This is a genomic window from Aliirhizobium cellulosilyticum, from assembly GCF_014198105.1.
GTDB classification, from domain to species: Bacteria; Pseudomonadota; Alphaproteobacteria; order Rhizobiales; family Rhizobiaceae; genus Neorhizobium; species Neorhizobium cellulosilyticum.
In genome coordinates this window covers 96,746-121,554 of sequence record NZ_JACIGW010000004.1, presented here as the reverse complement: position 1 = coordinate 121,554, position 24,809 = coordinate 96,746, and the positions used below count along the sequence as shown (strand labels likewise).

At 61.4% G+C, this 24,809-nt stretch carries 24 protein-coding genes; 12 read left to right on the top strand and 12 right to left on the bottom strand.

Annotated elements, in window-relative coordinates; genetic code table 11:
* The first annotated feature begins 2 nt into the window (after positions 1-2).
* A complete protein-coding gene (locus GGE33_RS17795; protein ID WP_183825990.1) occupies positions 3-1,292 on the top strand; it encodes an amidohydrolase family protein in 1,290 nt (429 codons plus the stop codon).
* Here the strand turns inward: GGE33_RS17795 and GGE33_RS17790 are convergent.
* Together GGE33_RS17790 and rocF are read right to left on the bottom strand one after the other, a co-directional pair.
* Positions 1,289-2,368 (bottom strand): ornithine cyclodeaminase, encoded by a 1,080-nt coding sequence (locus tag GGE33_RS17790; protein WP_183825987.1) that lies wholly within the window; start codon positions 2,366-2,368, stop codon positions 1,289-1,291. The genes GGE33_RS17795 and GGE33_RS17790 overlap by 4 nt on opposite strands.
* Entirely contained in the window at positions 2,368-3,288 is a 921-nt protein-coding gene (rocF, locus tag GGE33_RS17785; protein ID WP_183825984.1) for an arginase, read from the bottom strand. The genes GGE33_RS17790 and rocF overlap by 1 nt, the downstream gene beginning before the upstream one ends.
* Before the next feature lie 116 nt (positions 3,289-3,404).
* Here rocF and GGE33_RS17780 point away from each other — a divergent pair, with 116 nt between their 5' ends.
* Positions 3,405-3,842, top strand: coding sequence for an Lrp/AsnC family transcriptional regulator (locus GGE33_RS17780; protein ID WP_112458223.1), 438 nt, complete (start codon positions 3,405-3,407; stop codon positions 3,840-3,842).
* 104 nt (positions 3,843-3,946) lie between these two features.
* Positions 3,947-5,116 carry a pyridoxal phosphate-dependent aminotransferase gene (locus GGE33_RS17775; protein ID WP_183825981.1) on the top strand — a complete coding sequence of 390 codons (1,170 nt, stop codon included), beginning with the start codon at positions 3,947-3,949 and terminating at the stop codon, positions 5,114-5,116.
* Positions 5,117-5,173: 57 nt separating this feature from the next.
* Here the strand turns inward: GGE33_RS17775 and GGE33_RS17770 are convergent, their stop codons facing one another.
* Positions 5,174-5,845: a FadR/GntR family transcriptional regulator gene (locus GGE33_RS17770; protein ID WP_183825978.1), complete on the bottom strand. Its 672-nt coding sequence runs from the start codon at positions 5,843-5,845 to the stop codon at positions 5,174-5,176.
* A 165-nt stretch (positions 5,846-6,010) separates the two neighbouring features.
* Between GGE33_RS17770 and GGE33_RS17765 the strand changes: the two genes are divergently transcribed.
* The 9 genes from GGE33_RS17765 to GGE33_RS17725 all read left to right on the top strand — a co-directional run bounded on the left by GGE33_RS17765 (position 6,011) and on the right by GGE33_RS17725 (position 14,926).
* Positions 6,011-7,570 (top strand): sugar ABC transporter ATP-binding protein, encoded by a 1,560-nt coding sequence (locus tag GGE33_RS17765; RefSeq protein ID WP_183825975.1) that lies wholly within the window; start codon positions 6,011-6,013, stop codon positions 7,568-7,570.
* Positions 7,571-7,574: 4 nt separating this feature from the next.
* Positions 7,575-8,630, top strand: coding sequence for an ABC transporter permease (locus GGE33_RS17760; RefSeq protein ID WP_183825972.1), 1,056 nt, complete (start codon positions 7,575-7,577; stop codon positions 8,628-8,630).
* Between the two features lie 115 nt (positions 8,631-8,745).
* Positions 8,746-9,690 (top strand): ABC transporter substrate-binding protein, encoded by a 945-nt coding sequence (locus GGE33_RS17755; RefSeq protein WP_183825969.1) that lies wholly within the window; start codon positions 8,746-8,748, stop codon positions 9,688-9,690.
* 70 nt (positions 9,691-9,760) lie between these two features.
* On the top strand, positions 9,761-10,768 hold the full coding sequence (locus GGE33_RS17750; protein WP_183825966.1) for an aldo/keto reductase: 1,008 nt from the start codon (positions 9,761-9,763) through the stop codon (positions 10,766-10,768).
* A gap of 4 nt (positions 10,769-10,772) precedes the next feature.
* Positions 10,773-11,585, top strand: a complete 813-nt coding sequence (locus GGE33_RS17745) for an amidohydrolase family protein (protein WP_183825962.1) — start codon at positions 10,773-10,775, stop codon at positions 11,583-11,585.
* A 9-nt stretch (positions 11,586-11,594) separates the two neighbouring features.
* Positions 11,595-11,924, top strand: a complete 330-nt coding sequence (locus GGE33_RS17740; RefSeq protein ID WP_183825959.1) for an L-rhamnose mutarotase — start codon at positions 11,595-11,597, stop codon at positions 11,922-11,924.
* A gap of 12 nt (positions 11,925-11,936) precedes the next feature.
* A complete protein-coding gene (locus GGE33_RS17735) occupies positions 11,937-12,671 on the top strand; it encodes an SDR family oxidoreductase (protein ID WP_183825956.1) in 735 nt (244 codons plus the stop codon).
* Positions 12,672-12,714: 43 nt separating this feature from the next.
* Positions 12,715-13,560 (top strand): fumarylacetoacetate hydrolase family protein, encoded by an 846-nt coding sequence (locus GGE33_RS17730; RefSeq protein ID WP_183825951.1) that lies wholly within the window; start codon positions 12,715-12,717, stop codon positions 13,558-13,560.
* A gap of 76 nt (positions 13,561-13,636) precedes the next feature.
* On the top strand, positions 13,637-14,926 hold the full coding sequence (locus GGE33_RS17725) for an L-fuconate dehydratase (RefSeq protein WP_183825948.1): 1,290 nt from the start codon (positions 13,637-13,639) through the stop codon (positions 14,924-14,926).
* Between the two features lie 169 nt (positions 14,927-15,095).
* On the opposite strand, the gene GGE33_RS17720 is transcribed toward GGE33_RS17725, so the two are convergent.
* The 9 genes from GGE33_RS17720 to GGE33_RS17680 form a co-directional block, all read right to left on the bottom strand.
* Entirely contained in the window at positions 15,096-16,106 is a 1,011-nt protein-coding gene (locus GGE33_RS17720) for a zinc-binding alcohol dehydrogenase family protein (RefSeq protein WP_183825945.1), read from the bottom strand.
* A gap of 43 nt (positions 16,107-16,149) precedes the next feature.
* Positions 16,150-17,556, bottom strand: coding sequence for a mannitol dehydrogenase family protein (locus GGE33_RS17715; RefSeq protein ID WP_183825941.1), 1,407 nt, complete (start codon positions 17,554-17,556; stop codon positions 16,150-16,152).
* The gene (gene uxuA / locus GGE33_RS17710; RefSeq protein WP_183825938.1) at positions 17,553-18,752 is read right to left on the bottom strand and encodes a mannonate dehydratase; all 1,200 of its coding nucleotides are present in this window, start codon (positions 18,750-18,752) and stop codon (positions 17,553-17,555) included. The genes GGE33_RS17715 and uxuA overlap by 4 nt, the downstream gene beginning before the upstream one ends.
* 12 nt (positions 18,753-18,764) lie before the next feature.
* Positions 18,765-19,802, bottom strand: a complete 1,038-nt coding sequence (locus GGE33_RS17705; protein ID WP_183825935.1) for an L-idonate 5-dehydrogenase — start codon at positions 19,800-19,802, stop codon at positions 18,765-18,767.
* Positions 19,803-19,862: 60 nt separating this feature from the next.
* A complete protein-coding gene (locus tag GGE33_RS17700) occupies positions 19,863-21,269 on the bottom strand; it encodes a TRAP transporter large permease (RefSeq protein WP_183825933.1) in 1,407 nt (468 codons plus the stop codon).
* A gap of 3 nt (positions 21,270-21,272) precedes the next feature.
* Positions 21,273-21,848: a TRAP transporter small permease gene (locus GGE33_RS17695; RefSeq protein WP_183825930.1), complete on the bottom strand. Its 576-nt coding sequence runs from the start codon at positions 21,846-21,848 to the stop codon at positions 21,273-21,275.
* A gap of 58 nt (positions 21,849-21,906) precedes the next feature.
* Positions 21,907-22,881 carry a sialic acid TRAP transporter substrate-binding protein SiaP gene (locus tag GGE33_RS17690; RefSeq protein ID WP_183825927.1) on the bottom strand — a complete coding sequence of 325 codons (975 nt, stop codon included), beginning with the start codon at positions 22,879-22,881 and terminating at the stop codon, positions 21,907-21,909.
* Between the two features lie 60 nt (positions 22,882-22,941).
* The gene (locus GGE33_RS17685; protein ID WP_183825924.1) at positions 22,942-23,655 is read right to left on the bottom strand and encodes a FadR/GntR family transcriptional regulator; all 714 of its coding nucleotides are present in this window, start codon (positions 23,653-23,655) and stop codon (positions 22,942-22,944) included.
* Positions 23,656-23,748: 93 nt separating this feature from the next.
* Positions 23,749-24,807 (bottom strand): Ldh family oxidoreductase, encoded by a 1,059-nt coding sequence (locus GGE33_RS17680; RefSeq protein WP_183825921.1) that lies wholly within the window; start codon positions 24,805-24,807, stop codon positions 23,749-23,751.
* Positions 24,808-24,809 lie beyond the last annotated feature (2 nt).

Genomic DNA, 24,809 nt, shown 5'->3' with positions numbered 1-24,809 from the left:
AAATGTTCGATCTCATCATCAAGAGCGCCAATCTGCCGGATGGCCGCAAGGGCGTCGATATCGCAGTCTCTGGCGGCAAGATCGCTGCGATCGAGGCCAATATCGCAGGCGAAGCGCGGGAAACGATCGATGCGACGAACCGGCTGGTCAGCACCTCCTTCGTCGACCCGCATTTCCACATGGATGCCACACTGTCGCTCGGCCTGCCGCGGATGAACACGTCGGGCACGCTGCTGGAAGGCATCGCGCTCTGGGGTGAGCTTCGGCCGCTCTTGACGAAGGAAGCGCTGGTCGAGCGGGCGCTTGCCTATTGCGATCTCGCCGTCTCCCAAGGGCTCCTGCATATCCGGACCCATGTCGACACGTCCGATCCGCGGCTGGTGACGGCGGAAGCCATGCTGGAAGTGAAGGAGCGCGTTGCGCCCTATATCGACCTGCAGCTCGTCGCCTTCCCGCAGGACGGTTATTATCGCGCTGCCGATGGCGTGAAGTCGCTGGAGCGCGCGCTCGACATGGGCGTCGATATCGTCGGCGGCATTCCGCATTTTGAGCGCACCATGCAGGATGGCGCGGCTTCCGTCGAAGCGCTTTGCCGCATTGCCGCCGATCGCGGCCTGCCGGTCGATATGCATTGCGACGAGACGGATGATCCGATGTCTCGCCATATCGAGACGCTCTCGGCCCAGACCGTGCGGTTCGGCCTGCAGGGCCGGGTTGCCGGTTCGCACCTGACCTCGATGCATTCGATGGACAATTATTACGTCTCCAAGCTGATCCCGCTGATGGCGGAAGCCGAGATCAACGTCATTCCCAATCCGCTGATCAACATCATGCTGCAGGGTCGCCACGACACCTATCCGAAGCGTCGCGGCATGACGCGGGTGCGCGAGCTGATGGCGGCGGGCCTCAACGTTTCCTTCGGCCATGACTGCGTGATGGACCCCTGGTACTCGATGGGTTCCGGCGACATGCTGGAAGTGGGCCATATGGCGATCCATGTGGCGCAGATGTCGGGTGTCGAGGACAAGAAGAAGATCTTTGATGCGCTGACGGTCAATTCGGCGAAGACGATGGGGCTGGAAAACTACGGCCTGTCGGTCGGCTGCAACGCCGATCTCGTCATGCTGCAGGCAGAAGACGTGCTCGAAGCGCTGAGGCTGAAGCCGACACGGCTTGCCGTGATCCGTCGCGGCAAGGTGATCGCCCGCACCGAGCCGAAGATTTCGCATCTTCAGCTCGATGGCCGGCCGGAAACGATCGATATGGGCCGCAACCCGACCAATCGGGGTTAAGCGGTAATCATTTCCGGCGAATTCTGCGCTGCCGCCTGGCGGCGCAGGAGCATGCCGAACAGGTCGCGCGGCTCGTCGGGGTCGGCCAGAAGGTCGAGCTTTTCGAAACGGGTGCTGCCATTCAGCTTGTCGTAGACATAACGCAGAGCGGAAAAATCTTCCGTTGCGAAGCCGACGCTGTCGAACAGGGTGATCTGTGTATCGCTTTCGCGGCCGGTCGTCTGGCCGGTGATGACCTTCCAGAGTTCGGTGACCGGATGATCGGGGGCAAGCTGCTGGATCTCGCCTTCGACACGGGTCTGCGGCGGGTATTCGACGAAGATCGACGAGCGCAACAGGATATCCCGGTGCAGTTCAGTCTTGCCCGGGCAATCGCCGCCGACGGCGTTGATATGAACGCCGGGGCCGATCATGTTGTCGGAAAGGATCGTTGCGTTCTGCTTGTCGGCGGTGGCTGTGGTGATGATCTGCGCGCCCTCGACGGCTTCTTCCGCCGAGCGGCAGGCGGTGATGTTGAGGCCGAGATGCGAGAGGTTGCGGCGGCAGCGTTCGGTCGCGGCCGGGTCGATGTCGTAGAGGCGCAGGTTCTCGATGCCGAGAAGCGAGCGGAAGGCGAGCGCCTGGAACTCGCTCTGGGCGCCGTTGCCGATCAGTGCCATGGTTTTTGCGCCCTTGGGCGCGAGATGTTTTGCAGCGACCGCCGAGGTGGCGGCGGTACGCAATGCTGTCAGGATGGTCATCTCGGACAGGAGCAGTGGATAACCGCTATCGACATCCGACAATACGCCAAAAGCGGTCACCGTCTGGCGGCCGCTTTTCGTGTTCTTCGGATGGCCATTGACGTATTTGAACGCATAGAGCGCGCCGTCGCTGGCCGGCATCAGCTCGATCACGCCGTCCCGTGAATGCGAGGCGATGCGGGCGACCTTGTCGAACAGATCCCAACGTCGAAAATCCTCCTCCACATAGGCGGCGAGCTCCTTGAGGAATGTCTCCGTGCCTGTGGAGAGCACGAGATCCATCATGTTCTCGACGCTGATGAAGGGGACGATGTTGAGGTTCTGTTCGGCCGGCATCAGTAGCTCCTTGTCGGTCGGTCGAGGACGGTGCGTCCCATCAGGCTGGCTGTGAGATCGACGAGAAGCGTGGCGGTGCGGCCGCGCTCGTCGAGGAAGGGGTTGAGCTCGACCAGATCGAGGCTGGTGACGAGGCCGCTGTCATGCAGCATTTCCATGACCAGATGCGCCTCGCGGAAAGTAGCGCCGCCCGGAACGGTGGTGCCGACGGCCGGCGCAATCGACGGGTCAAGGAAATCGACGTCGAGGCTGACATGCAGCATGCCGTTTGCCGCCTCCACCTCATCGATGAAACGGCGCAAGAGAACCGCAACGCCGTGTTCGTCGATACTGCGCATATCATGAACGGTGACGGAATTGCGTTTGATAGTTTCACGTTCGGCGGGATCGACGCTGCGAATGCCGATCATGCAGAGATTGGCGGGATCGACGGCATGGGAAAGCGGCGGCAGGTAACCTTCGAAGCCGGGCTGGCCGGTGTAATAGGCGGCAGGAAGGCCATGCAGGTTGCCGCTTGCTGTCGAATCGAGCGTGTGGAAATCCGTGTGTGCGTCCAGCCAGAGGACGAAGAGAGGCCGGCCCTGTTCTGCGGCATGGCGGGCGACACCCGCGACGGTCCCGGCGGAGAGCGCATGGTCGCCGCCCATGAAGATCGGCATGCCCTTGCCGGCTTCACGATAGGCGACTTCGGTGAGGAGCTTTGTCCAGGCGGCGATCTGCGGCAGGTTGCGGACGGCCGGGTTGGGGTGGCGGACGTCGGGAAGCTCGCCGATAGTGACATTGCCGATATCGGTGACCTCGTGGCCAAGACCTTCAAGCGCGCCTGCGAGATCCGCGACGCGCAGCGCGCTCGGGCCCATTTCGCAGCCAAGCCGGGAAGCGCCGTCCTGAAGAGGAATACCGATCAGTCTGCAATGCATGTGTATACTCCGTTTATCTGAAAATGATCATGAGTTCGTGGCGGATTGAATGGATCGATTTGCCAAAATCGATAAAATGGCTTTCCATTTCGGCAGCATGATCTATCAATTTGTCCATGGATGAATTCGACCACAAGCTGGTGACGCTTTTGCGTCACGATGCCCGCCGCAGCATTTCGGATCTAGCGGCCGATCTCGGTACGTCGAGAGCGACGGTGCGGGCGCGCATGGAAAAGCTGGAGCGCAACCGCGACATTCTCGGTTACACGGTGATCCTCAGGGCCGATGCGGTGGAACTGCCGGTGCGTGGCATCATGATGGTGGAGATCGAAGGCCGCGTTGCCGACCGGGTGATCCAGACGCTTGGCGGATTTCCCGAGGTGTCCGAGATCCACACGACCAACGGTAGGTGGGACCTGATCGTCGAACTGGGGACGGCAACGCTTGCGGACTTCGACAATGTGCTGCGCCGCATAAGGCTGGTTCAGGGCATCACCGCCAGCGAGACGAACCTGCTTCTGGCGACGCCGCGCAGCACGCGGGCGCGGCTCTGAATATTTCGTGGCCGGCTTAAGATTCTGCCCGTTGACGGCCACAATCGACGCGCTTAGTCCTTTCGCCCTGCAATTTGATTTTCTTCAAGTCGAGACACCCTTCCATGAATTTCATCAGACCGGATATCAGCGCCCGCGCCGCGGCAGCACCACGCAGCGGCATCGGCGAAATCGTCACCTATGCAAGAGGTCGCGAGAACCTGATGCCGCTCTGGATCGGCGAGGGTGATCTGCCGACGCCGGATTTCATCACGAAGACGGCGGCGGATGCGCTCATTGCCGGTGAGACCTTTTATACCTGGACGCAAGGCATACCCGAGCTTCGCCAGGCGATCGTGAGGTATTACCAGCGCCATTACGCGACCGATCTTTCGGTCGAGAATATCTATGTGACCGGATCGGGCATGCAGTCGATCGTGCTGGCGATCCAGGCGACTGTCTCGGCCGGTGACGAGATCATCTATTTCTCGCCGTCATGGCCGAATGCCATGCATGCCGCTTTGGTGGCTGAGGTGAAGCCGAAAGCCGTTGGGCTGGATTTCGTCGACGGGCAATGGAAGATCGATATCGATCGTCTCGCCTCTGCGATCACGCCGAAGACCAAGGCACTGTTCATCAACTCGCCTTCCAACCCGACCGGCTGGACCGCGACGAAGGACGATCTGGCCGCCGTGCTCGATCTGGCTCGTAAACATGGTTTGTGGATCATCGCTGACGAGATCTATGGTCTTTATTATTTCGATGGCGCCCGCGCGCCATCCTTCATGGATGTGATGGACAAGGATGATCGGATCATCTTTGCCCAGTCGTTTTCGAAAAACTGGTGCATGACCGGCTGGCGTGTCGGCTGGATGGTGGCGCCGGCGGAAATCGGCCAGACGCTGACCAACCTCATCCAGTATTCCACGTCCGGCGTGGCGCAGTTCATGCAGAAGGGGGCGATTGCGGCACTCGATCAGGGTGACGATTTCGTTCGCACCAATATCGAGCGGGCGCGGACCTCGCGCGATATTCTCTGTGACGCGCTGGTGGCGACGAACCGGGTCGAGACCCGCCGCCCGCCGGGCGCGCTCTACGCCTTCCTGAAGATCGACGGCGTGACGGATGCGCGTGCGGAAGCCTTCAAGATCGTTGATGCGACGGGTGTCGGTCTGGCACCGGGAACCGCGTTCGGCACGGGTGGCGAGACGTTCCTGCGTGCCTGTTATCTGCGTGACCCGAAGCAGATCGAGGACGCGGCCGAGCGATTGAGCGGCTATATCCGCGCTCTTTAAAGCAAGACTTGCGCAATTCCGGACGCAAAACCGGTTCCCACTTTTGCCGGAATTGCTTCAATTCTCCAGCCAGCGGCGGCCCGAGGCGGTGAGATGTGAATGCATCGCCGCCTGTGCCGCCAGCGGGTCGCGGGCTTCCAGTGCGGCCAATATGGCGTGATGTTCTGTAAGCGCTGCCGTCCAGCTTTCTGCCGTCTCGAAATGGCCGCGGATGCCGGCAGATAGCGGGCTGTGGCGTTCGTCGAACAGGTTTTCGACGATCTCCGCAAACAGCGTGTTGCCGGTGCTTTCCGCGATGAGAAGGTGGAAGGCCCGGTCCTGTTCGATAGGTTTTCGTGTGTTGGCGATATCGTCCGCCATCGCATTGAGCGTTGCGCGCAGCATGACCAGCGTTTTTTCCGACATCGTTGCTGCCGCCTGGACAATGATGGCGCTTTCGATGACGGCGCGCGCCTGCATCAGCTCCGACGGGCTTTCCCCCAGGGATCGGCCGTTGCCGGCCGGTTTTGAAGTATTGAGCACATAGATGCCCGACCCCATGCGGATCTCGATCGTACCGTCGATTTCGAGCGCGATCAGCGCTTCGCGAAGCGAAGGGCGCGAGACGCCGAGCTGCTGGGCGAGTTCGCGCTCTGCGGGAAGGCGGGCCCCGGCCTGATAGTCGCCCTTGGCGATAAGCTGCCGGACGCGGTCCGCAGTCTGCTGGTAGAGGCGTCGTGTATCCGTCATTGAGGTCTGGCCAATTGCGTATTTATCAGGCAGTTCGCACTCACTTGGCGCTAAAAATTGGCAGGGCGCAAGAAAAAACTGCAAATTGGCTTGACCAAATGACGCAGCCGCGATTTGATAATCCGCAAGAGCCCTGGGAAGCTCTTGCGCGAAGAGGAGATCGCGATGGGAGGAGTGCCGCAACCTGCAGGCATGGCTGGTCATGCCCTAGGGCATGCCGTGCTGTTGAAGCTTGAGGGTGTGTCCAAGGAGTTTCCGGGCGTAAAAGCGCTGTCTGGCGTCAGTTTCGATCTGCGCGCCGGCGAGGTGCATGCCGTCTGTGGAGAGAACGGGGCGGGGAAATCGACGCTGATGAAGATCATCAGCGGCGTCTACCAGCCGAATTCCGGTTCGATCACCTTCAAGGGCGAGCCGGTGCAGTTTGCCTCGACGCTTCAATCGGAAGCCGCCGGCATCGCCATCATCCATCAGGAACTCAATCTCGTTCCGCATCTGACGGTGGCGGAAAACATCTATCTCGCCCGCGAACCGCGGCGCGGTTTTCTCGTCGACCGGAAGAAGCTGGTGGCGGACGCGAAGCGCTGTCTCGACAGGCTCGGCGTTGATATCGACCCGAACGTGCAGGTGCGCACGCTGTCGGTGGCCCAATGCCAGATGGTGGAGATTGCCAAGGCGCTGTCGCTCGATGCGACCGTGCTGATCATGGATGAGCCGACGTCTTCGCTGACCGAGCAGGAGGCGCAGCTTCTGTTCAAGGTGATCCGCGACCTGAAAGCCCAGGGCACCGGCATCATCTATATCTCGCACCGGCTGGACGAGATGGCGGAGATCGTCGATCGCGTCACCGTGCTGCGCGATGGGCGCTATATCTCGACCGATGATTTTGCCGCGCTGACAGTCGATGACATCGTCGCACGGATGGTGGGGCGGTCGCTGGAGGACAAGTTTCCCGAGCCGACGCGTGTGCCGGGCGAAGCGGTCATTTTTTCCGCAACCGGCCTGACCAGTCGCGGCGTGTTTTCCGACATCAATTTCGAGATCCGCCGTGGCGAGATCCTCGGCTTTGCCGGGCTGATGGGGGCGGGGCGCACGGAGGTGGCGCGTGCCATATTCGGCGCCGATCCGCTCGATGCCGGGACGATCACACTCGACGGCAGCGAATTGAAGATTTCCGATCCGCGCAGCGCCATCGAGGCAGGGATTGCCTATCTTTCCGAAGACCGCAAGGCGCAGGGGCTGGCGGTGAAAATGCCGGTCGATGCCAATCTGGTCATGGCGCGGATGGGCGCGGTCGCGAGCCGTTTCGGCGTGATCGACCGCAAGCGGCATCGCGAGGCGGGGCAGCGCTATGTCGATCTCCTGAACATCCGAACGCCGAGCCTCAGCCAGCCGGTTCGCCTGCTCTCGGGCGGCAACCAGCAGAAGATCATCATCGGCAAATGGCTGTTTCGCGAGCCGCGCATCATGTTCTTCGACGAGCCGACGCGCGGCATCGATGTCGGGGCGAAATTCGCCATCTACCAGATCATGGACGAGCTTGCGGCACGTGGCATCGGCGTCGTGCTGATCAGTTCGGAACTGCCGGAAGTGCTTGGCATGTCCGACCGCATCGCCGTCTTCCATGGCGGACGGATAACCGCGACGCTTTCGACGCGGACGACCTCCCAGGAAGAAATCATGCATTACGCGTCCGGCAGCGGCCGGCGCGGCGAACAGGGATTGTGAAAGCATGGCCGATATGACCAGCGAAAAACCGGCGCAGCAGCCGGCCCCGAAGGCCGCCGGTCAAGGGCGTCGCCTGAGCGAGCGGCAGAAGGATATCATCCAGAAATTTGCGGCCCTCGGCAGCCTGCTCGTGCTGGCCGCAGTGTTTTCCGCCACCAGCAGCGCCTTCTTCACTGTCGGCAACGGCATGACGATTGCGCTGCAGGTGACGTCGATTGCGCTGCTCGGCATCGGCGCGACCTATGTCATCATCACCGGTGGCATCGATCTGTCTGTGGGTTCGGTTCTGGCGCTGGCCGGCGTGGTTGCCGCACTTGCGGTGAAGGAACTGCAGCTGCCGATCTGGATCGGCATGCTGCTCGGTATCCTGACCGGCTCGCTCTGTGGGCTGATCAATGGTTTCGTCATCACCCAATTGAAGCTGCCGCCCTTCATTGCGACGCTCGGCATGATGCTGATTGCGCGTGGCGTGGCGCTACAGATCACCGGCGCTCGTGCTGTGTCCGGCCTTGGTGAGGCTTTTGGCGAGCTGGGTAACGGTTCTCTGTTCCGGATCGAATCCATCGACGACCAGGGATTTCCGGTCGTGACCTTTCCCGGCATTCCCTATCCGGTGGTGCTGATGATCGTCATCGCTTTCATCGCCGCCTTCGTGCTGAACCGCACGGTGCTTGGTCGCTATATCTACGCGATAGGCTCCAATGCCGATGCGGCGCGGCTCTCGGGTGTCAACGTTTCGCGCGTGACTGCCTTTACCTATGTCGTGTCGGGAACGCTTGCAGGGCTGACTGGCTGCGTGCTGATGTCCCGCCTCGTCACCGCGCAGCCCAATGAGGGCGTGGCTTATGAGCTTGACGCGATTGCCAGCGCCGTGATCGGCGGCACGTCGCTGATCGGCGGTGTCGGGACGATTTCCGGCACGATGATCGGTGCCTTCGTCATCGGCATATTGCGCAACGGATTGAACATGAACGGCGTCTCCGCCTTCACCCAGCAGATCATCATCGGCCTCGTCATTCTGGTCACCGTCTGGATCGATCAGCTGCGCAATCGCCGCTGAAGATAAGGGAACGGCCGGGGGCCGGGCCTGACTAAGGAAGCCACGGGGAGGGGAGGAGCCTTCCCTTTAAACGGACCTTTGAGGGATATCCCGGGGTCATTCGAGGAGGAAAGACATGCGTAGACTTGCAACGGTCCTGATGGCGTCGGCTCTTGCCTTTGCCGGGACGACAGCCGCGTCGGCCGGCGAAATCGCCGTCATCGTCAAGACGGTCAACTCGACCTTCTGGCAGAACGTGCAGAAGGGTGCGGAAGCCGCGATCGGCGGTGCCAAGGGCGAACACACGATGACCTTCCAGGGCCCGGCGGCGGAATCCGCAATTGCCGACGAGGTCAACATGGTGGAGAATGCCGTCAACCGTAAGGTGGCGGCGATCCTGCTTGCGCCGTCGGATCCGGATGCGCTTGTGCCGGCGGTGAAGAAGGCTTGGGAAGCGCGTATCCCGGTCGTCATTATCGACAGCCAGCTTTCCGCGGGGTCAGACAAATATTACCAGTCCTTCCTCGCCACCGATAACAGTAAGGCCGGCGAACTGGCGGCCAAGGCGCTGATCGAGAAGGTCGGCACGACCGGCAAGATCGCCGTCATGTCCTATGTCGCCGGTGCCGGCTCCGAAATCGGCCGCGTCGGTGGTTTCACCGACTATATCAAGGCCAATTCCAAGCTGGAAATCGTCGGGCCTTATTATTCGCAGTCGCAGATGGCGACCGCGCTCAACCAGACCACCGACGTTCTGGCCGCCAACAGTGACCTCAAGGGTATCTTCGGCGCCAACGAGCCGACGGCGATCGGCATGAGCCGGGCGATCAAGCAGGCCGGCAAGGCTGGCAAGGTCGTGGCGATCGGCTTTGACGGCAACCAGGATCTGCAGGAATTCGTGAAAGACGGCACGCTGACCGCAACCGTCGTTCAGGGCTCCTACCAGATGGGCGAAAAGGGCATCCAGACGCTTCTCTCGATCCTCGGCAAGCAGAAGGTCGAGAAGACCGTCGATACCGGTGTTGTCGTGGTGACGAAGGACAATATCGACAAGCCGGAAGCCAAGAACGTTCTCTACTAACCAAGCTGGCGCGCGGGTGGAGATCTCCCCGCGCGCTCCTTTTCGATCACGATCGGGATTTCAGAACATCATGAAGGTTTCGGACAGGCGCAAGCTGCGCAATCGCGACGTCTCGTTCACGCTCATGGGACTGGGCTGCGCCCAGATGGGCAATCTCTACCGGCTGACCCCCTATCAAGAATCGCTCGGCGCCTTCGAGGCTGCCTGGGATGCCGGCATCCGCTATTTCGATACGGCACCCTTTTATGGCTATACCCGCTCGGAACGTCGGCTTGGGACGATGGTGACGGATCGTGCGCGAGACGATTATGTGCTGAGCACCAAGGTCGGGCGGCTGATGCTGCCGGATAATACTGTCGGGCCGGAAGAGGATGCCTTCGTCGCGCCGCTGCCGTTCCGGCCGACCTATGATTACGGCTATGACGCGATCCTGCGCTCGTTCGAGGACAGCCGCCAGCGGCTCGGCATGTTTGCCCCCGACGTGCTTTTTGTTCACGATGTCGGCCGCGCCACCCATGGCGATCGTCACCAGCATTACTGGGACCAACTGACCAAAGGAGGCGGGTTCCGGGCGCTTGGCGAATTGCGTGAGGCAGGCCTGATCAAGGCGATCGGGCTTGGCGTCAACGAATGGCAGGCGATCGCCGATGCGATGGACGAGTGCGATATCGACGTGTCGATGCTGGCCGGGCGCTATACGCTCCTGGAACAGGAGAGCTTGGCCCTGCTCGACCGCTGTCACCGCGAAGGCGTCGGGATCGTTGTTGCGGGCGCTTTCAATTCCGGGCTTCTCGCAGGAAACCGCAAGTTCAACTATGCCGAAGCGCCGGCCGACATTCTCGCCCGCGTCGGCGAGATCGAGGCGGCCTGCGAGGCTGAAGGCGTTGCCATGCAGGCCGCGGCCCTCGCCTTTCCGGCACTGCATCCGGCCGTCGTCAGTGTCGTTTCGGGCGCACGCAATGCCGAGCAGATGAAGGCCAATGTCGGCTGGTTCGAGCAGGAGATCCCGGCCTCGTTCTGGAGCCGGCTGCAGGACAAGGGTGTGATCGTTGCCGATGCATCGGTTTCGGGTGGCTGAGACGATGATCATCGATGCCCACCAGCATTTCTGGCTGATGAAGGACCGCAAGGGCGGCTGGCCGCCGCCGGAGCTTGCCGCCATTCACCGCGATTTCTTGCCAGCCGATTTGGCACCAGAAATCCAGGCCACCGGCGTCGGTGGCACGATCCTTGTGCAATCGATGCCGAGCGTCGAGGACACGCGTTTCATGCTGGGCCTTGCCGAGAAGAGCGAGCCCATTCTCGGCGTTGTCGGCTGGGTCGATATGAAGGCGGCGGATGCGCCAGTCGTGATTGCCGATCTTGCCAAGGCACCGAAGTTGAAGGGGCTGAGGCCGATGCTGCAGGATATCGCCGATCCCGACTGGATCGACGATCCGGCGCTGGAGCCGGCTGTCGAGGTGATGATGGCGCATCATCTGGTGTTCGATGCGCTGGTGCTGGAGCCGCATCTTTCGGCCCTGCATGCCTTCGCCCGCCGTCATCCCGGCCTGCCTGTTGTCATCGATCATGGTGCCAAGCCGCGGATCGCTGCGGGGCATTATCGCGACTGGCGGCATGCGATGCTGCGGCTCTGCGAACTCGACAATGTTTGCTGCAAGCTTTCCGGCCTGCTGACCGAAGCGGCCGGGCAAAAGCCGGAGGCGCTGCGGCCTTATATCGAGACCATTCTTGAATTGTTCGGAGCCGACCGGGTGATCTGGGGCAGCGACTGGCCGGTCGTCAATCTGGCTGGAAACTATGCCGGATGGATCGCTCAATGCCGCGCGATCGTTCCCCAAGCCGATCACGATGCGGTGTTCGGCGGTAATGCCCAGCGCTTCTATCGATTGTGAGGAAATGAGATGCAGAGAATGGGGATGGTGATCGGTCTCGCGCCGGAAAAGGTCGAGGAATACAAGGCGCTGCATGCTGCCGTGTGGCCCGAGATCCTTGATCTCATATCGCGCTGCAATATCTCCAACTACTCGATATTCCTGCGCGAACCGGAGAACCTGCTGTTCGGTTACTGGGAATATCATGGTGCTGATTTCGCTGTAGATATGGCGAAAATGGCGGCAGCTGAGAAGAACCAGGAATGGTGGTCGTACTGTATTCCCTGCCTAAGGCCTTTCGCAACGCGAAAGGATGGGGAATGGTGGGCATCGATGGATGAGGTGTTCCATCTGGACTGAAAGGGAGAAGACATGACAGGTAAGCTAGGAGGCAAGGTGGTCGTGGTGACTGCCGCCGGTCAGGGGATAGGACGGGCCAGCGCATTGGCCTATGCCGAAGCGGGCGCACAAGTCTGGGCAACCGACATCAATGAGGAAGCATTGGCGACGCTCACCGGCAGCGCCAATATTGAAACGGCAAAGCTCGATGTGCTCGACAGCACTTCGGTAACGGCCTTCTTCGAGCGTATCGGCGCGGTCAATGTGCTGTTCAACTGCGCCGGTGTCGTGCATGGCGGCTCGGTGCTGGAGATGTCCGACAAGGATCTCGATTTCGCCTTCGATCTCAATGTCCGGGCCATGGTGCGCACGATCAAGGCCGTTTTGCCGGGCATGCTGGAGCGTGGCGACGGCACGATCATCAACATGGCCTCGATCGCATCGAGCTCCAAGGGCGTGCCGAACCGCTGCGCCTATGGCACAACCAAGGCTGCCGTGATCGGGCTGACCAAGGCGATTGCAGCCGACTACGTGACACGCGGCATTCGCTGCAACGCTATCTGCCCCGGTACGGTGGAAAGCCCGTCCTTGGAACAGCGCATGCGTGCCCAGGGCAATTATGAGGAGGCGCGTGCGGCCTTTATCGCCCGCCAGCCGATGGGGCGCCTCGGCAGCCCTGAAGAAATTGCGGAACTGGCGGTCTATCTCGCCGGCGCTACCTACACGACCGGTCAGGCCGTCGGCATCGACGGTGGCTGGTCGATCTGAGCCATTTTTGAAAAGCGAAGTTTGAATTGAAAGGACTATTCCGATGAAATTCCTGCGTTATGGCGCGCCCGGCGCTGAAAAGCCTGCGATCGTCGATGCCGACGGCAAGATCCGTGATCTTTCCGCACATGTCTCCGATCTTTCTGGTGCAGCGCTCTCCCCGGATGCGCTGGCGAAACTCGGCGCCCTCGATGCGAAAAGCCTGCCGCTGGTCGAAGGTTCGCCGCGTCTTGGCCCCTGCGTTGCCGGTACCGGCAAGTTCATCTGCATCGGCCTCAACTATTCCGACCACGCCGCCGAGACAGGTGCGACCGTGCCGCCGGAGCCGATCATCTTCATGAAGGCGTCTTCGGCCATCGTCGGCCCGAACGATGACGTCGTCATTCCGCGCGGTTCCGAAAAGACCGACTGGGAAGTCGAGCTCGGCGTCGTCATCGGCAAGACGGCGAAATATGTTTCGGAGGACGATGCGCTGGATTACGTCGCCGGCTATTGCCTGACCAATGACGTTTCCGAACGTGCCTTCCAGGCCGAGCGTTCCGGCCAGTGGACCAAGGGCAAATCCTGCGACACGTTCGGACCGCTCGGCCCCTGGCTGGTGACCAAGGACGAGATTCCTGATCCGCAGAACCTCGGCATGTGGCTGACGGTGAACGGCGAGAAGATGCAGGATGGCTCGTCGAAGACCATGGTCTACGGCGTCAAGTTCCTTGTCTCGTATCTCAGCCAGTTCATGTCGCTGCATCCGGGCGATGTCATCTCCACCGGCACGCCTCCGGGCGTCGGCCTTGGCATGAAGCCGCCGCGCTTCCTCAAGGCCGGTGATGTCGTCGAACTCGGCATCGAAGGCCTCGGCAGCCAGAAGCAGACCTTCGTCGCCGATATCTAAGACGATCGATCGGCGCGCCGGTTTGGAGGCTGGCGCGCCGATTTTTAGACCGAATAAGCCGGCAGAGGAGGCCGCAATGACCCGCATCACCAATCTTCGTGTTTTCGATCTGCGCTTCCCGACTTCGGCAAGCCTTGACGGGTCGGATGCGATGAACCCCGATCCGGATTATTCGGCGGCCTATGTCATCCTCGAAACCGATCGCGACGGGATCGAGGGCCACGGCCTGACCTTTACCATTGGCCGCGGCAACGACATCGTCTGCATGGCGATCGAGGCTATGCGCCATCTGGTGATCGGCAAGGACTTAGCCGAAATGCGCGCTAGCCCCGGCAAATTCTGGCGGCACCTGACGGGCGACAGCCAGTTGCGCTGGATCGGACCGGACAAGGGCGCGATGCATCTGGCGACCGGTGCCGTGGTCAACGCGCTCTGGGATGCGCTCGCCAAGGAGGCGGGCATGCCGGTGTGGAAATTCGTTGCCACCATGTCGCCGGAAGAGATCGCCGATATCGTCGATTACCGGTATCTGACCGACGCGCTGACCCGCGACGAGGCGATCGACATCCTGCGCAAGGCCGAAGCCGGCAAGGCGGAGCGGATCGCCATCCTCGAGCGTGAAGGTTATGCCTGCTACACGACCTCGGCCGGATGGCTGGGCTATCCGGACGACAAGCTGCGCCGGCTGGCGCAAGAAGCCGTCGATGCCGGGTTCAGTCACGTGAAGATGAAGGTCGGGCGTGATCTCGAAGACGATATCCGCCGGCTCACCATTTGCCGCGAAGTGATCGGGCCGGATCGTTACATGATGATCGATGCCAACCAGGTCTGGGATGTCGACCAGGCGATCGACTGGGTGAAGGCGCTGGCCTTCGCGAAGCCTTTCTTCATTGAGGAGCCGACCAGCCCGGACGATGTCGCGGGGCACAAAAAGATCCGCGAGGCGATTGCGCCGGTGAAGGTAGCGACCGGCGAAATGTGCCAGAACCGCATCATGTTCAAGCAGTTCATCGCCGAGGGCGCGATCGACATCGTGCAGATCGATGCCTGCCGAATGGGCGGGTTGAACGAGGTGCTGGCGGTGCTCTTGATCGCCGCGAAATTCGGCAAGGCTGTCTGGCCGCATGCCGGTGGTGTCGGCTTGTGCGAATATGTGCAGCATCTCTCGATGATCGACTACATCGCCGTCTCCGGTACGAAGGAAGGCAGGGTGATCGAATATGTCGACCATCTGCACGAACATTTCGTCGACCCTTGCGTGATCAAGGACGCCGCCTATATGCCGCCATCGCGGCCGGGCTTTTCGATCGAGATGAAGCCGCAGTCGATCGAAGCTTATCAGTTCGGACGGCCCAAGGCGGCGTGAGATTGGCGGGCGCGGAGTTTGCCGCTGCCCCTCACCCTAACCCTCTCCCCGCCTGCGGGGAGAGGGTTAGGGTGAGGGGCAGACCGCGGCGGCGGGACGATAACCTTCGAAGAAGGCGGGTAACTCGCCCTGGCACAAAGCATCCGGCGGGCCTGCCTCCACAGACATATCAAACCTCCAGAATGGCCTTGATCACGCCGGCCTTCGGTTTCGACCATTCGGAAAACAGCGCGACTGCATCGGAAAGCGGTGCACGATGGGTGTTAAGCGCGCGGGTCGGAACCTTGCCGGCCTCGATCTGGCGCACGACTTCGGCAAAATCATCCGGCTGGGCGTTGCGGCTGGCGATCAGCGTTGCCTCGCGCTTGTGGAATTCCGGGTCGGAGAAGGTGATGTCCTGGCGGACGACGGAGAGCAGCACGTACCGTGCGCCATGGGCGAGGAAATGAAAACCGCGCTGCATGGGAATGGCATTGCCAGTGGCGTCGATGACGACATCGTACCATTCGCCGCCGGTCTGCCGCTCGGCGACCTGTTCCGCGTCTGCATCGGCAAAGATCGTCGCGTCTGCGCCGAGTTTTTCGACGGCAAAAGTGAGCCGGTCCTCGCGCGTATCCATGACGGTGACATGGGCGCCGCGGGCTTTGGCAAAAATGATCGCCGACATGCCGATCGGGCCGGAGCCGGTGACGAGCACGCGGTCCTGCGCCGAGATCGCGCCACGCTTGACTCCATGGGCGCCGATGGCGAGAAACTCGATCATCGCGGCATCTTCGAGCGGAATATTGCCTGTCGGGATTACGTTCTCCTCGGGAACGCAGAGATATTCGGCCATGCCGCCATCACTATGGACGCCTAGGACGGAAATGTTGCGGCAGGCATTGCTGATGCCGCGGCGGCAGGCTTGGCAGGTGCCGCAGGAGAGATAGGGGACGATGTAGACGGGTTCGCCTTTTTTCAGGCTGCTGCTCGCCGGGGCTTCCTCCACCGTTCCGGAAAGCTCGTGGCCCATGACGCGCGGATATTCGAGAAACGGATGTTTTCCCGCAAAGATGTGAAAATCGGTGCCGCATATGCCGATATGGCGGATGCGGACTTTGACCTCGCCTTCGCCGCGTGCCGGTTCGGGACGGTCCTCCAGCGCAAGTCGGCCAGGCTCGATACAGACGAGCGCCTTCATGATGAACTCCTGGGGTGGTTTTTGGGTGTCTTGAAATTCTTGGTCAGCGCCATTTCGCGACCTCTGCGTTGACGAGATCGCGCCAGGCGCGCGACTGTGCGAGCGAAGGCGGAATGAGGCCGTCGATGGCGACGAAGCTTGCGGTGTAATCCTGCGGATTAGCCGTTTGCGCCGCCGCTAGAAGCTCGTCGCGGCGGGGATCGTTGCAGTCTTTGAAGCGGATGAGGGCGGCGATCCAGAGGCCGACGACGCGGGCGAAGCTTTTGCCATCCGACCCAGCGGCCAGTGCGTCCTTGGCCGGCGAAAAGATGCGCTGCGGCAGTTTCTGGCTGGAATCCATGGCGATCTGGATGTTTCGATGGGCGATCGCGCGATTGCTGAACCGGTCGAGCAGCTGGTCCATGTAATGGTCGAGATCAATGCCGGGGACCGGGTCGAGCGTGGCCGCTGCGGCGCGCATATGGTCTCGCGTCATCGCCACGAATTCCGGCACGGCCATGACGTCGCGCACGCATTCCAGCCCTTTCAAAAGGCCGAGATGGGCGATCATCGTGTGGGAACCGTTGAGCAGTCGGAGCTTCATCTTCTCGTATGGCTCGACATTTTCGACGAACAATGCGCCGCCGGCTTCCCAGGCGGGGCGGCCCGAGACGAATTCGTCCTCGATCACCCATTGCATGAAGGGCTCGGTATCGAGGGCAAGCGCATCGTGGACACCGAGCAGGCTTTTGGCACGGTTGCGGGTGTCGTCGGTCGCGGCGGGCACGATGCGGTCGACCATGGAGGAAGGGAACGTGACCTCCTGCTCGATCCATTTTGCCAGTTCCGGGTCGCGGCGTGTGGCCATGTCCAGAACCAGACGACGGACAACCTTGCCGTTGGAGGGCAAGTTGTCGCAGCAGAGAATGGTGAAGGGGCGCATGGCCTTTTCGCGGCGGGAAGCGAGACCGGCGACGAGATAGCCGATTGCGCCGACCGGGGCTTCGGGATTGGCGAGATCGTTGGCGACCGCGGGATGAGCCTCGTCGAGGCCGCCGGTCGTGGGATGCAGGCCATAGGCTTTTTCCGAGACGGTCAGCGTGACGACATGGATGAAGGGGCTGGCCAGATAGGTGAGCACACGCTCCCGGTCGGTTGCAGCGCAGAGCCAGTCGACGGTTGCGCCGACGACTTCGCTCGTGTCACCTTCGCTATCGCGCACGGTGATCGAATAGAGGCCGTCCTGCGCAGCCAATGCTTCGACCGGCTCGGGCGAGCGCAGGTTGACCGCGACGATGCCCCACGGGCCGAACTCGCTCTGCAATGCGCGCTGTGTATAGACGCCCTGATGGGCGCGGTGGAAAGCGCCGAGGCCGAAATGCAGGATGCCGGGGCGCAGCTCGGAACGGTCGTATCCGGGCTGGGCGACGTTTGAGGGGAGCTGCGTTTCCGCGGAAAGTGTTCTTGTCATCGGCCAAGTCCGAACTGGCTGTGGCTCAAGGCGCGCTCGATGCCGCGCAGTTCCGCCAGCCCTTTCAGGCGGCCGATGGCCGGATAACCGGGTTGAGCGCCGCGGGACAGATCGTCGAGAATTTCCTGGCCGTGGTCGGGACGCATCGGGATCTGATGGTCTTCACGGCCCTCCGCCTTGCGGCGTTTCTCTTCGGTCAGAAGTGCGGCGATGACGGCAACCATGTCGGTGCCACCTTCCAGATGCTCGTCTTCGAAGAAGGAGCAGGGCAGGGTGTCCTCGTCGCGGGTGACGTTGCGCAGGTGGACGAAGTGGATGCGGTCGGCAAAGCGGGTGGCAATTTGTGCCAGATCGTTATCCGCCCGTGCGCCGAGCGAACCGGAGCAGAGCGTTACGCCATTGGCGCGGCTGTCCACCTGACGGAGCATGTGAGCGTAGTCGTCGCCGGTTGAAAGAATACGCGGCAGGCCGAGCAGCGGCCATGGCGGATCATCCGGATGGGCGCAGATGTTGATGCCTACCCGTTCGGCCACCGGGGTGACTTCCGAGAGGAAGTCGATGAGATTCAACTGCAGTTTTTTCGCGTCGATGCCTTGATAGGTACGCAGTTTTTCGAGCAGCTGGTCGAGCGTGTAGCCATCGGCCGAACCGGGCAGGCCGGCGCCGATATTCTTGCCGAGCGCGGTGATGCGTGCGTCATCGAGTGAGGCGAAGCGTCTGGCCGCTTCTTCCTGCAGCCGTTCAGGATAGTCCTGTGCTGCACCGGGGCGTTTCAGGATGTGGATGTCGAAGGCGATAAAATCGGTGAGATCGAAGCGCATCGCCTTTGCGCCATGTCTGGTTTCCCAGCGCAGGTCGGTGCGGGTCCAGTCGAGCACCGGCATGAAATTATAGCAGACGGTTTTTATGCCGGAGGCGGAGAGGCGGTGGAGCGTTTCCTGCCAGTTCTTCACATGCTCGCGCCAGTCGCCGGTCTGGGTCTTGATCTCTTCGGAGACGGGAACGCTTTCAACCACATCCCAGAAAAGGCCACCATCGCGGATTGCCTGATGGCGTTTCTCGATTTCATCGACGGGCCACACAGCACCGGTCGGGATGTGATGAAGAGCGCTGACAATGCCCTCGGCGCCTGCCTGGGCCGCATCCCTGACCGTGACCTTGTCGACCAGTCCGAACCATCGCCATGTGTGTCGCATCTGTTTTTCCTTTCAGCTGAGGGCGATCTGGACCTTGCAGGCGGCGGTGCGGTCACCGGCCTGCAGGAAGGCGTCGAGCGCCTCGTCGATCGGGAATGTGTGGGAGAGGATCGGGCGGACATCGATGTCTCTCGCGCCGATCAGTTTGACGGCGCGGGCGAATTCCTCGTGGAAACGCTGCGAGCCGCGCCAGGTGATTTCCTTGCCGACCAGCATGTTGACCGGAACCGACAATTCGCCGGTGACGCCGACCTGCACGATCGTGCCGCGCGGCTTGACGCTCTGGAAAGCCGAGACGAGGGCAGGGCCGGCGGCCGAGCATTCGAAGACCACATCGAACGTGCCCTTGTCCTTTTGGTGAGGCGCAAGCGCATCGGGTCCGGAGACATTGATCGTTTCGTCAGCGCCCATCGCGGGGCCGCGGGAGAGTGCTGCATCGGCGAGATCGGTGACGGTGATCCTGCCTGCACCGGCGTGGCGGGCGGCCGCGACGACCAGCAGGCCGATCGGCCCTGCACCGGTGACGAGCACGTTTTTGCCGGTAAGATCGCCGGCCTGAGCAATCGCATGGAGGCAGACGGCAAGTGGCTCGGCGCAGGCGGCCTCGGCGGCTGACGCTTCGCCTTCTACCGGAAAACACTGGATCGCCGGGACGATCAGCTGTTCGCGAAACATCCCCTGCTCATGGGGAAGACGCATGGCCGAGCCCATGAATTTCATCTCGAGGCAATGGATCGGCTGGCCGATGTCGCAATAGTGGCAATGGCCGCAGGGCTGGGACGGGTTGACGGCGACGAGCATGCCGGACGTAAGTCCCGTGACGCCGGGGCCAACCGCCTCGATATGACCCGAGGCTTCATGTCCGGAAATGATCGGTTCGCGCACTCTGACCGGGCCGAAACCGCCATCCTGGAAATAGTGGAGATCGGAGCCGCAAATGCCGCCCCGGGCCATTTTTAGGCGGACTTCGCCGGGGCCGGGTTCGGGGCATTCCTGGGTTTCGACGTGCAAGTCCTGCTTGCCGTAAAGACGAACGATCTTCGTCAACATGTCTCATGCCTTCGATTGGAAAGGGGGCCCGCGCCGTCTGGCGGCGCAGGCGGATTATCGTCAGCGGATCAGGCCCATCTCGGTCGGCAGCCAGAGCGTGACGGCCGGGACGAAGGTGATGATGATCAGCGCGATGAAAAGCGGCACCAGCCAGGGCAGGATCGCGATCGTCGTGCGTTCGACCGAAAGTTTGGCGACGCGAGAGAGAACGAAGAGCACCATCCCGAGCGGTGGATGAAGCAGCCCGATCATCAGGTTCAGCGTCATGATCAGGCCGAAATGCACCGGGTCGATGTCGAACTGCAGAACCAGCGGCAGCAGGATCGGCACGAGGATCGTGATGGCCGCGATCGTATCAAGGAAGCATCCGACGAACAGCATCAGGAGGTTGACCAGGATGAGGAACACCCACTTGCTGTCGGTAAGGCCGGTGATGGCCGTCGAGAGCAGCTGGGCGGTCTGGCTGACGGTGAGCAACCAAGCAAAGACCGAGGCTGCAGCAACGATGAACAGAACCGAGGCCGTGGTTTCGACCGTGTCCATGGTTGCCTTGGCGAGGCTCTTGAAGGTCATCGTGCGATAGCGCACGAGGCCGAGGAACAACGACCAGAGGACGGCCGCAACCGCCGCTTCCGTTGGCGTGAACCAGCCCATCGTCATGCCGCCGATCAGGATAACCGGGGTCATCAGTGCCATCACGGCCGAGAAGTCGAAATACCAGTCGGCGGCGATGAGGACGATGAGGGCGATGCCGACCGCAAAGTTCAGCGAGAGGCCCATCAGGGTCAGGAGATAGATGCCGAGCGGCACCATCATGACGACAACGACTTCCAGCGAGGCGCCGAACAGGTTGCGGATGTTAAACGGCGTATCCGAACCCCAGCGTTTGATGAAGGCGAAGACGGCGACCGTGACCATCATCAGCACCGTCATGACGACGCCGGGCACGATGCCGGCCATGAACAGCGCGCCGATCGAAACGTTTGCCATCATGCCGTAAATGACGAAGGGGAGCGACGGCGGGAAGATGGGCCCAAGCGTTGCCGACGCGGCGGTGACACCGACCGCGGCTTCGACCGGATAACCGTGGTCCTTCATCGCCTTGATTTCGATTGTGCCGATACCGGCAGCATCGGCAAGCGCCGTGCCGGACATGCCGGAAAACACCACCGAGCCGATGATGTTGACCTGCGCCAGACCGCCCTTCATCCAGCCGACGAGCGCGACGGCAAAGGAATAGATGCGGCCGGTGACTCCGGCGACATTCATCAGGTTACCGGCAAGGATGAAGAAGGGAACGGCGAGAAGCGGAAAACTCTCGACGCCGGCGATAAGGCGCTGGGCGGCGATGATATCCGGCGCGACGTCGTAGAAGATGATGTAGGACACCGACGACACGGCCATCGAGATGGCAACCGGCACGCCGAGAAGCATCAGCGCCAGAAAAGAACCGATGAGAAGCAGCATATCTCAGCCCTCGCTCTGGAAGGCTTCGGGTCGCTCGAGCACCGAATAACCACGGCGCATATTGGCGATGAAGACCTGAATGGAACGGAACAGCATCAGAACGAATGCCGCGAGCACGGAATAGAAGATGATGTCGCGCGGAAGGTCGACGGTGACCATTTCCTCGCCGGCAACGACTTCCATGTAACGCCACATCAGCCAGGAGCCGTAGGCGAAGAAGCCGATGCGGATGATGTCGACAATCGTCGCCATGACGCGTGTCACACGGGCGGGCAGATAGTGGTAGAGCACGTCCACCTGGATGTGGCGCGCCATCCGCACACACATGACGGAGCCCAGAAACACCACGCCGATCAGGCAGTTGACGGCGATTTCCTCGGTCCAGGCATAGCTGTCGTTCAGGACGTAGCGAGTAAAGAATTGCAGGAAGACGCAGCCCGTCATCAGCCAAAACAGGCCGAGCGTGATCCAGTCTTCGAAGGCGTAGACCTTGAGATCGACTTCGGCGGGGGCCTCGTCAAAGGTATGCGCTATCTCCTCAGGAGTGACCTGAGTGTGAATTTCCTGTGCTGTCGACATGAGTTTGTCCCATTCAAGAGAAGCCGGCGCGGTCGTCTTTCGACCGCGCCGAACGGGATCATTTAATGGCGCGGATCGCTTCCCAATCGGACTTCTCGTAGCCGAAGTCCTCGAACTTGACCTTTTCGAGCACGTTCTTCTCGAAGTCGGCCTTGTCGACCTCGACGACGTTCAGGCCGCGTTTCTTGAAGTCGTCGACCAGAGCCTTTTCACGCTCCTCGATAATCTTCGTGGTCTTGGCGGCAGCTTCCTGCATGACGTCGCGGAAAATCTGCTTGTCTTCGTCAGAGAGGCTCGCCCAGCGGCTTTTGGAGATGACTGTGTTGAGGTGGTCGACGATATGGCCGGAGAGAACGATGTTCTTCTGAACTTCGAAGAATTTTTTCGCTTCGATCGTCGTCAGCGGGTTTTCCTGTGCGTCCACCGTGCCGTTCTGCAGCGCGAGATAGACTTCGGCGAATGCGATCGGCGTGGTGTTGGCACCGCAGGCGCGCGGCATTGCGAGATAGGCCGGCACGTCCGGAACGCGCATCTTCACGCCCTTCAGGTCGGAGCATTTGGTGATTGCTGTGTTCGAGGTCGTGTGGCGAGTGCCGTAATAGCTGACGGCGGTGATGACGTTGCCGGTCTTGTCCTCATACCCCTTGGCAAGGCGCTTGAAGACGTCGCTCTTCGTATAGGTGATCAGATGGCTAGGATCGCGGAAGATATAAGGGAAATAGGTGACGCCGATCGGCTTGAAATCGCGGGCGGCGAAGCTCGAACCCGAGATGATCATGTCGACCGTGCCGAGCTTGAGGCCCTGGTTGATGTCGGCTTCCTTGCCGAGCTGTGAAGCCGGATAGACGTCGATCTTGTAACGTCCGTTTGTGCGCTTGGCGATTTCTCCGGCGGCCCATACCGATTCCGTGTGGAAGGGTTCGGATGTCTCGTAGACATGCGCCCATTTCAGCGTTTCCACCGCGTGTGCCGACATTGCCGACGCCACGATGACTGCCGCTGCACCGAGCAGCATCTTCAATCTTGAACTCATTCTGTCCTCCCGAATTGTGTTCAGATTACTCCCCAACCGGCCGCCTCCTCGCGGTCTCGGTCACTCCTCTCTCATTGGCTCCTCTCCGAAGCTTTCCGAGAATCTCTTTTGCGACAGCGTCAAATGCATGCGCATCGCTTCGCGTGCCGCTGCCGGGTCTCCTGCCGCCAGCGCGTCGCGTATGATCCTGTGTTCATCCAGTGCTGCCCGCCATGTGTGGGGGCCTTCGAAATAGCTTGCCAGCTTTTCGAAGAAAGGCGAGGCGCGCTTGTCGTAGATCAGGCCGATAAAGACATTGAGCGACGAATTGCCGATGATGTCGGCGATTGCCGTATGAAAGGCGCGGTCCAGCGCCAACGCCCGCTCGGAATTTTCCAGTACGCCTTCCATCTCTTCCAGAATGACGTCGAGGCTTCGAATGCCTGCCTCGTCGACGCAACGTGCGGCCTCTTCCGCAATAGCGCTTTCGATGATGCAACGGGCCTGCAAGATTTCGAACGGGGCTTCGCTGTCGTCCGCGGCGAGAACCTTCGGCGCTCCTGCAGCCTTGGGGCTGACATATACGCCTGACCCCATGCGGATCTGCACCAGACCCTCGACTTCGAGAACGATCAGGGCTTCTCGCACGGTCGGACGGGATACGCCGAGCCGCTCGGCCAGCTCGCGTTCGGCAGGCAGCCGCTCCCCGACGGCGATCTCTCCCGACTGGATGAGTATACGAAGCTGTTCCGCGGCCTGGCGATAAAGCCGGCGTGGTTCAAGTGCGACAAACATGAAAACCTCCTGACGCGTCTCTCCTCCCGCGTCATGTGGTCAGATTGTCTTACCAATTATCATTCGTCAAGTAGCCTCCTTACAGAAACTTGTTCACGCCGGCATCGGCACGCTGTAGGTGCGCGACAGTTCGAGAAATGCCTCGTGCGTCACGGGATCCAGTTCGACACCCTGTGCGTCGCGGTGGCGCGCGACTTTCCATTCGCGATCACCCGGCGCCATGACCGATGCGTCTGCGCGGGCAGGCGATGTCCGCAATGTCTCGACATAGCGTTTCATGCCGGCTTCAAACGTTGCCCTGTCGACGAAGGCTTCGGGCTGAATTGCCATGACGAAAGCGCCAAGCAGGCGCGGGGTCTTGATATCTTCGCCCATCATCGAGGGGATGTCGAAGCTGAGCCGCATGCCGGTGAGCACGGCACTGAAGATTTCCGCGATACCGGCAAGGCCGGCACCCTTGAAGCCGAAGGCGCCACCCAGTGGGGCGAGCATTTCGGTCAGATGCGGGTCCGTCGTGTTGATGCCGGCTTCGTCAGACGCGACGCCCTCGGGCAGCCTTGTCTCGGTGCTGCGGTAGAGCAGGACACGATTGAAGGGGACGGCGCTGGTCGCCATGTCGAGGAACCAGGGATCTTCGCCGGCAATCGGGACGGCCATCGAAATCGGGTTGGTGCCGTGGAAGCGCGAAGCACCATCGTGCAGGCGAACGAAACTGTCGGAATTGCAGAAGGACAGGCCGATCATCCCATGTCTGGCGGCCTCGACCGAATAGGCGCCGGCCGCGCCGAAATGCGAGTTGTTGCGGACGCCTACGGCGCCGATGCCGAATTTGCCGGCGAGATCGATCGCCCGCGCCATCGCGGCATAGGCCGGGACCGCGCCTTGGGCGTGGTCGCCGTCCAGCGTTTCCACCGCACCGAAACCGGCGACTTTGCGGATGTCAGGGTTCTTGTTCAGGCGACCGCCTTCGAGAGCCTTGATGTAATGGGCAAGGAGGCGGACGCCGTGGCTGTCCACGCCGCAGCGCGTGGCGTGCATGAGGGCCCGCGTCGTCGCGTCAGCCGTCGCATCGTTGGCACCGCAAGCGGTCAGGACCTGACGGCAAAAGCGGTCGAGATCCGAAAGCGAGACTGTCTGATGAACAGCATCCATGG

Coding starts and splice junctions, on each gene's coding strand:
- GGE33_RS17795 (WP_183825990.1), top strand. CDS start 3: ATGTTCGATCTCATCATCAAGAGCGCCAATCTGCCGGATGGCCGCAAG.
- GGE33_RS17790 (WP_183825987.1), bottom strand. CDS start 2,368: ATGCCGGCCGAACAGAACCTCAACATCGTCCCCTTCATCAGCGTCGAG.
- rocF (WP_183825984.1), bottom strand. CDS start 3,288: ATGCATTGCAGACTGATCGGTATTCCTCTTCAGGACGGCGCTTCCCGG.
- GGE33_RS17780 (WP_112458223.1), top strand. CDS start 3,405: ATGGATGAATTCGACCACAAGCTGGTGACGCTTTTGCGTCACGATGCC.
- GGE33_RS17775 (WP_183825981.1), top strand. CDS start 3,947: ATGAATTTCATCAGACCGGATATCAGCGCCCGCGCCGCGGCAGCACCA.
- GGE33_RS17770 (WP_183825978.1), bottom strand. CDS start 5,845: ATGACGGATACACGACGCCTCTACCAGCAGACTGCGGACCGCGTCCGG.
- GGE33_RS17765 (WP_183825975.1), top strand. CDS start 6,011: ATGGGAGGAGTGCCGCAACCTGCAGGCATGGCTGGTCATGCCCTAGGG.
- GGE33_RS17760 (WP_183825972.1), top strand. CDS start 7,575: ATGGCCGATATGACCAGCGAAAAACCGGCGCAGCAGCCGGCCCCGAAG.
- GGE33_RS17755 (WP_183825969.1), top strand. CDS start 8,746: ATGCGTAGACTTGCAACGGTCCTGATGGCGTCGGCTCTTGCCTTTGCC.
- GGE33_RS17750 (WP_183825966.1), top strand. CDS start 9,761: ATGAAGGTTTCGGACAGGCGCAAGCTGCGCAATCGCGACGTCTCGTTC.
- GGE33_RS17745 (WP_183825962.1), top strand. CDS start 10,773: ATGATCATCGATGCCCACCAGCATTTCTGGCTGATGAAGGACCGCAAG.
- GGE33_RS17740 (WP_183825959.1), top strand. CDS start 11,595: ATGCAGAGAATGGGGATGGTGATCGGTCTCGCGCCGGAAAAGGTCGAG.
- GGE33_RS17735 (WP_183825956.1), top strand. CDS start 11,937: ATGACAGGTAAGCTAGGAGGCAAGGTGGTCGTGGTGACTGCCGCCGGT.
- GGE33_RS17730 (WP_183825951.1), top strand. CDS start 12,715: ATGAAATTCCTGCGTTATGGCGCGCCCGGCGCTGAAAAGCCTGCGATC.
- GGE33_RS17725 (WP_183825948.1), top strand. CDS start 13,637: ATGACCCGCATCACCAATCTTCGTGTTTTCGATCTGCGCTTCCCGACT.
- GGE33_RS17720 (WP_183825945.1), bottom strand. CDS start 16,106: ATGAAGGCGCTCGTCTGTATCGAGCCTGGCCGACTTGCGCTGGAGGAC.
- GGE33_RS17715 (WP_183825941.1), bottom strand. CDS start 17,556: ATGACAAGAACACTTTCCGCGGAAACGCAGCTCCCCTCAAACGTCGCC.
- uxuA (WP_183825938.1), bottom strand. CDS start 18,752: ATGCGACACACATGGCGATGGTTCGGACTGGTCGACAAGGTCACGGTC.
- GGE33_RS17705 (WP_183825935.1), bottom strand. CDS start 19,802: ATGTTGACGAAGATCGTTCGTCTTTACGGCAAGCAGGACTTGCACGTC.
- GGE33_RS17700 (WP_183825933.1), bottom strand. CDS start 21,269: ATGCTGCTTCTCATCGGTTCTTTTCTGGCGCTGATGCTTCTCGGCGTG.
- GGE33_RS17695 (WP_183825930.1), bottom strand. CDS start 21,848: ATGTCGACAGCACAGGAAATTCACACTCAGGTCACTCCTGAGGAGATA.
- GGE33_RS17690 (WP_183825927.1), bottom strand. CDS start 22,881: ATGAGTTCAAGATTGAAGATGCTGCTCGGTGCAGCGGCAGTCATCGTG.
- GGE33_RS17685 (WP_183825924.1), bottom strand. CDS start 23,655: ATGTTTGTCGCACTTGAACCACGCCGGCTTTATCGCCAGGCCGCGGAA.
- GGE33_RS17680 (WP_183825921.1), bottom strand. CDS start 24,807: ATGGATGCTGTTCATCAGACAGTCTCGCTTTCGGATCTCGACCGCTTT.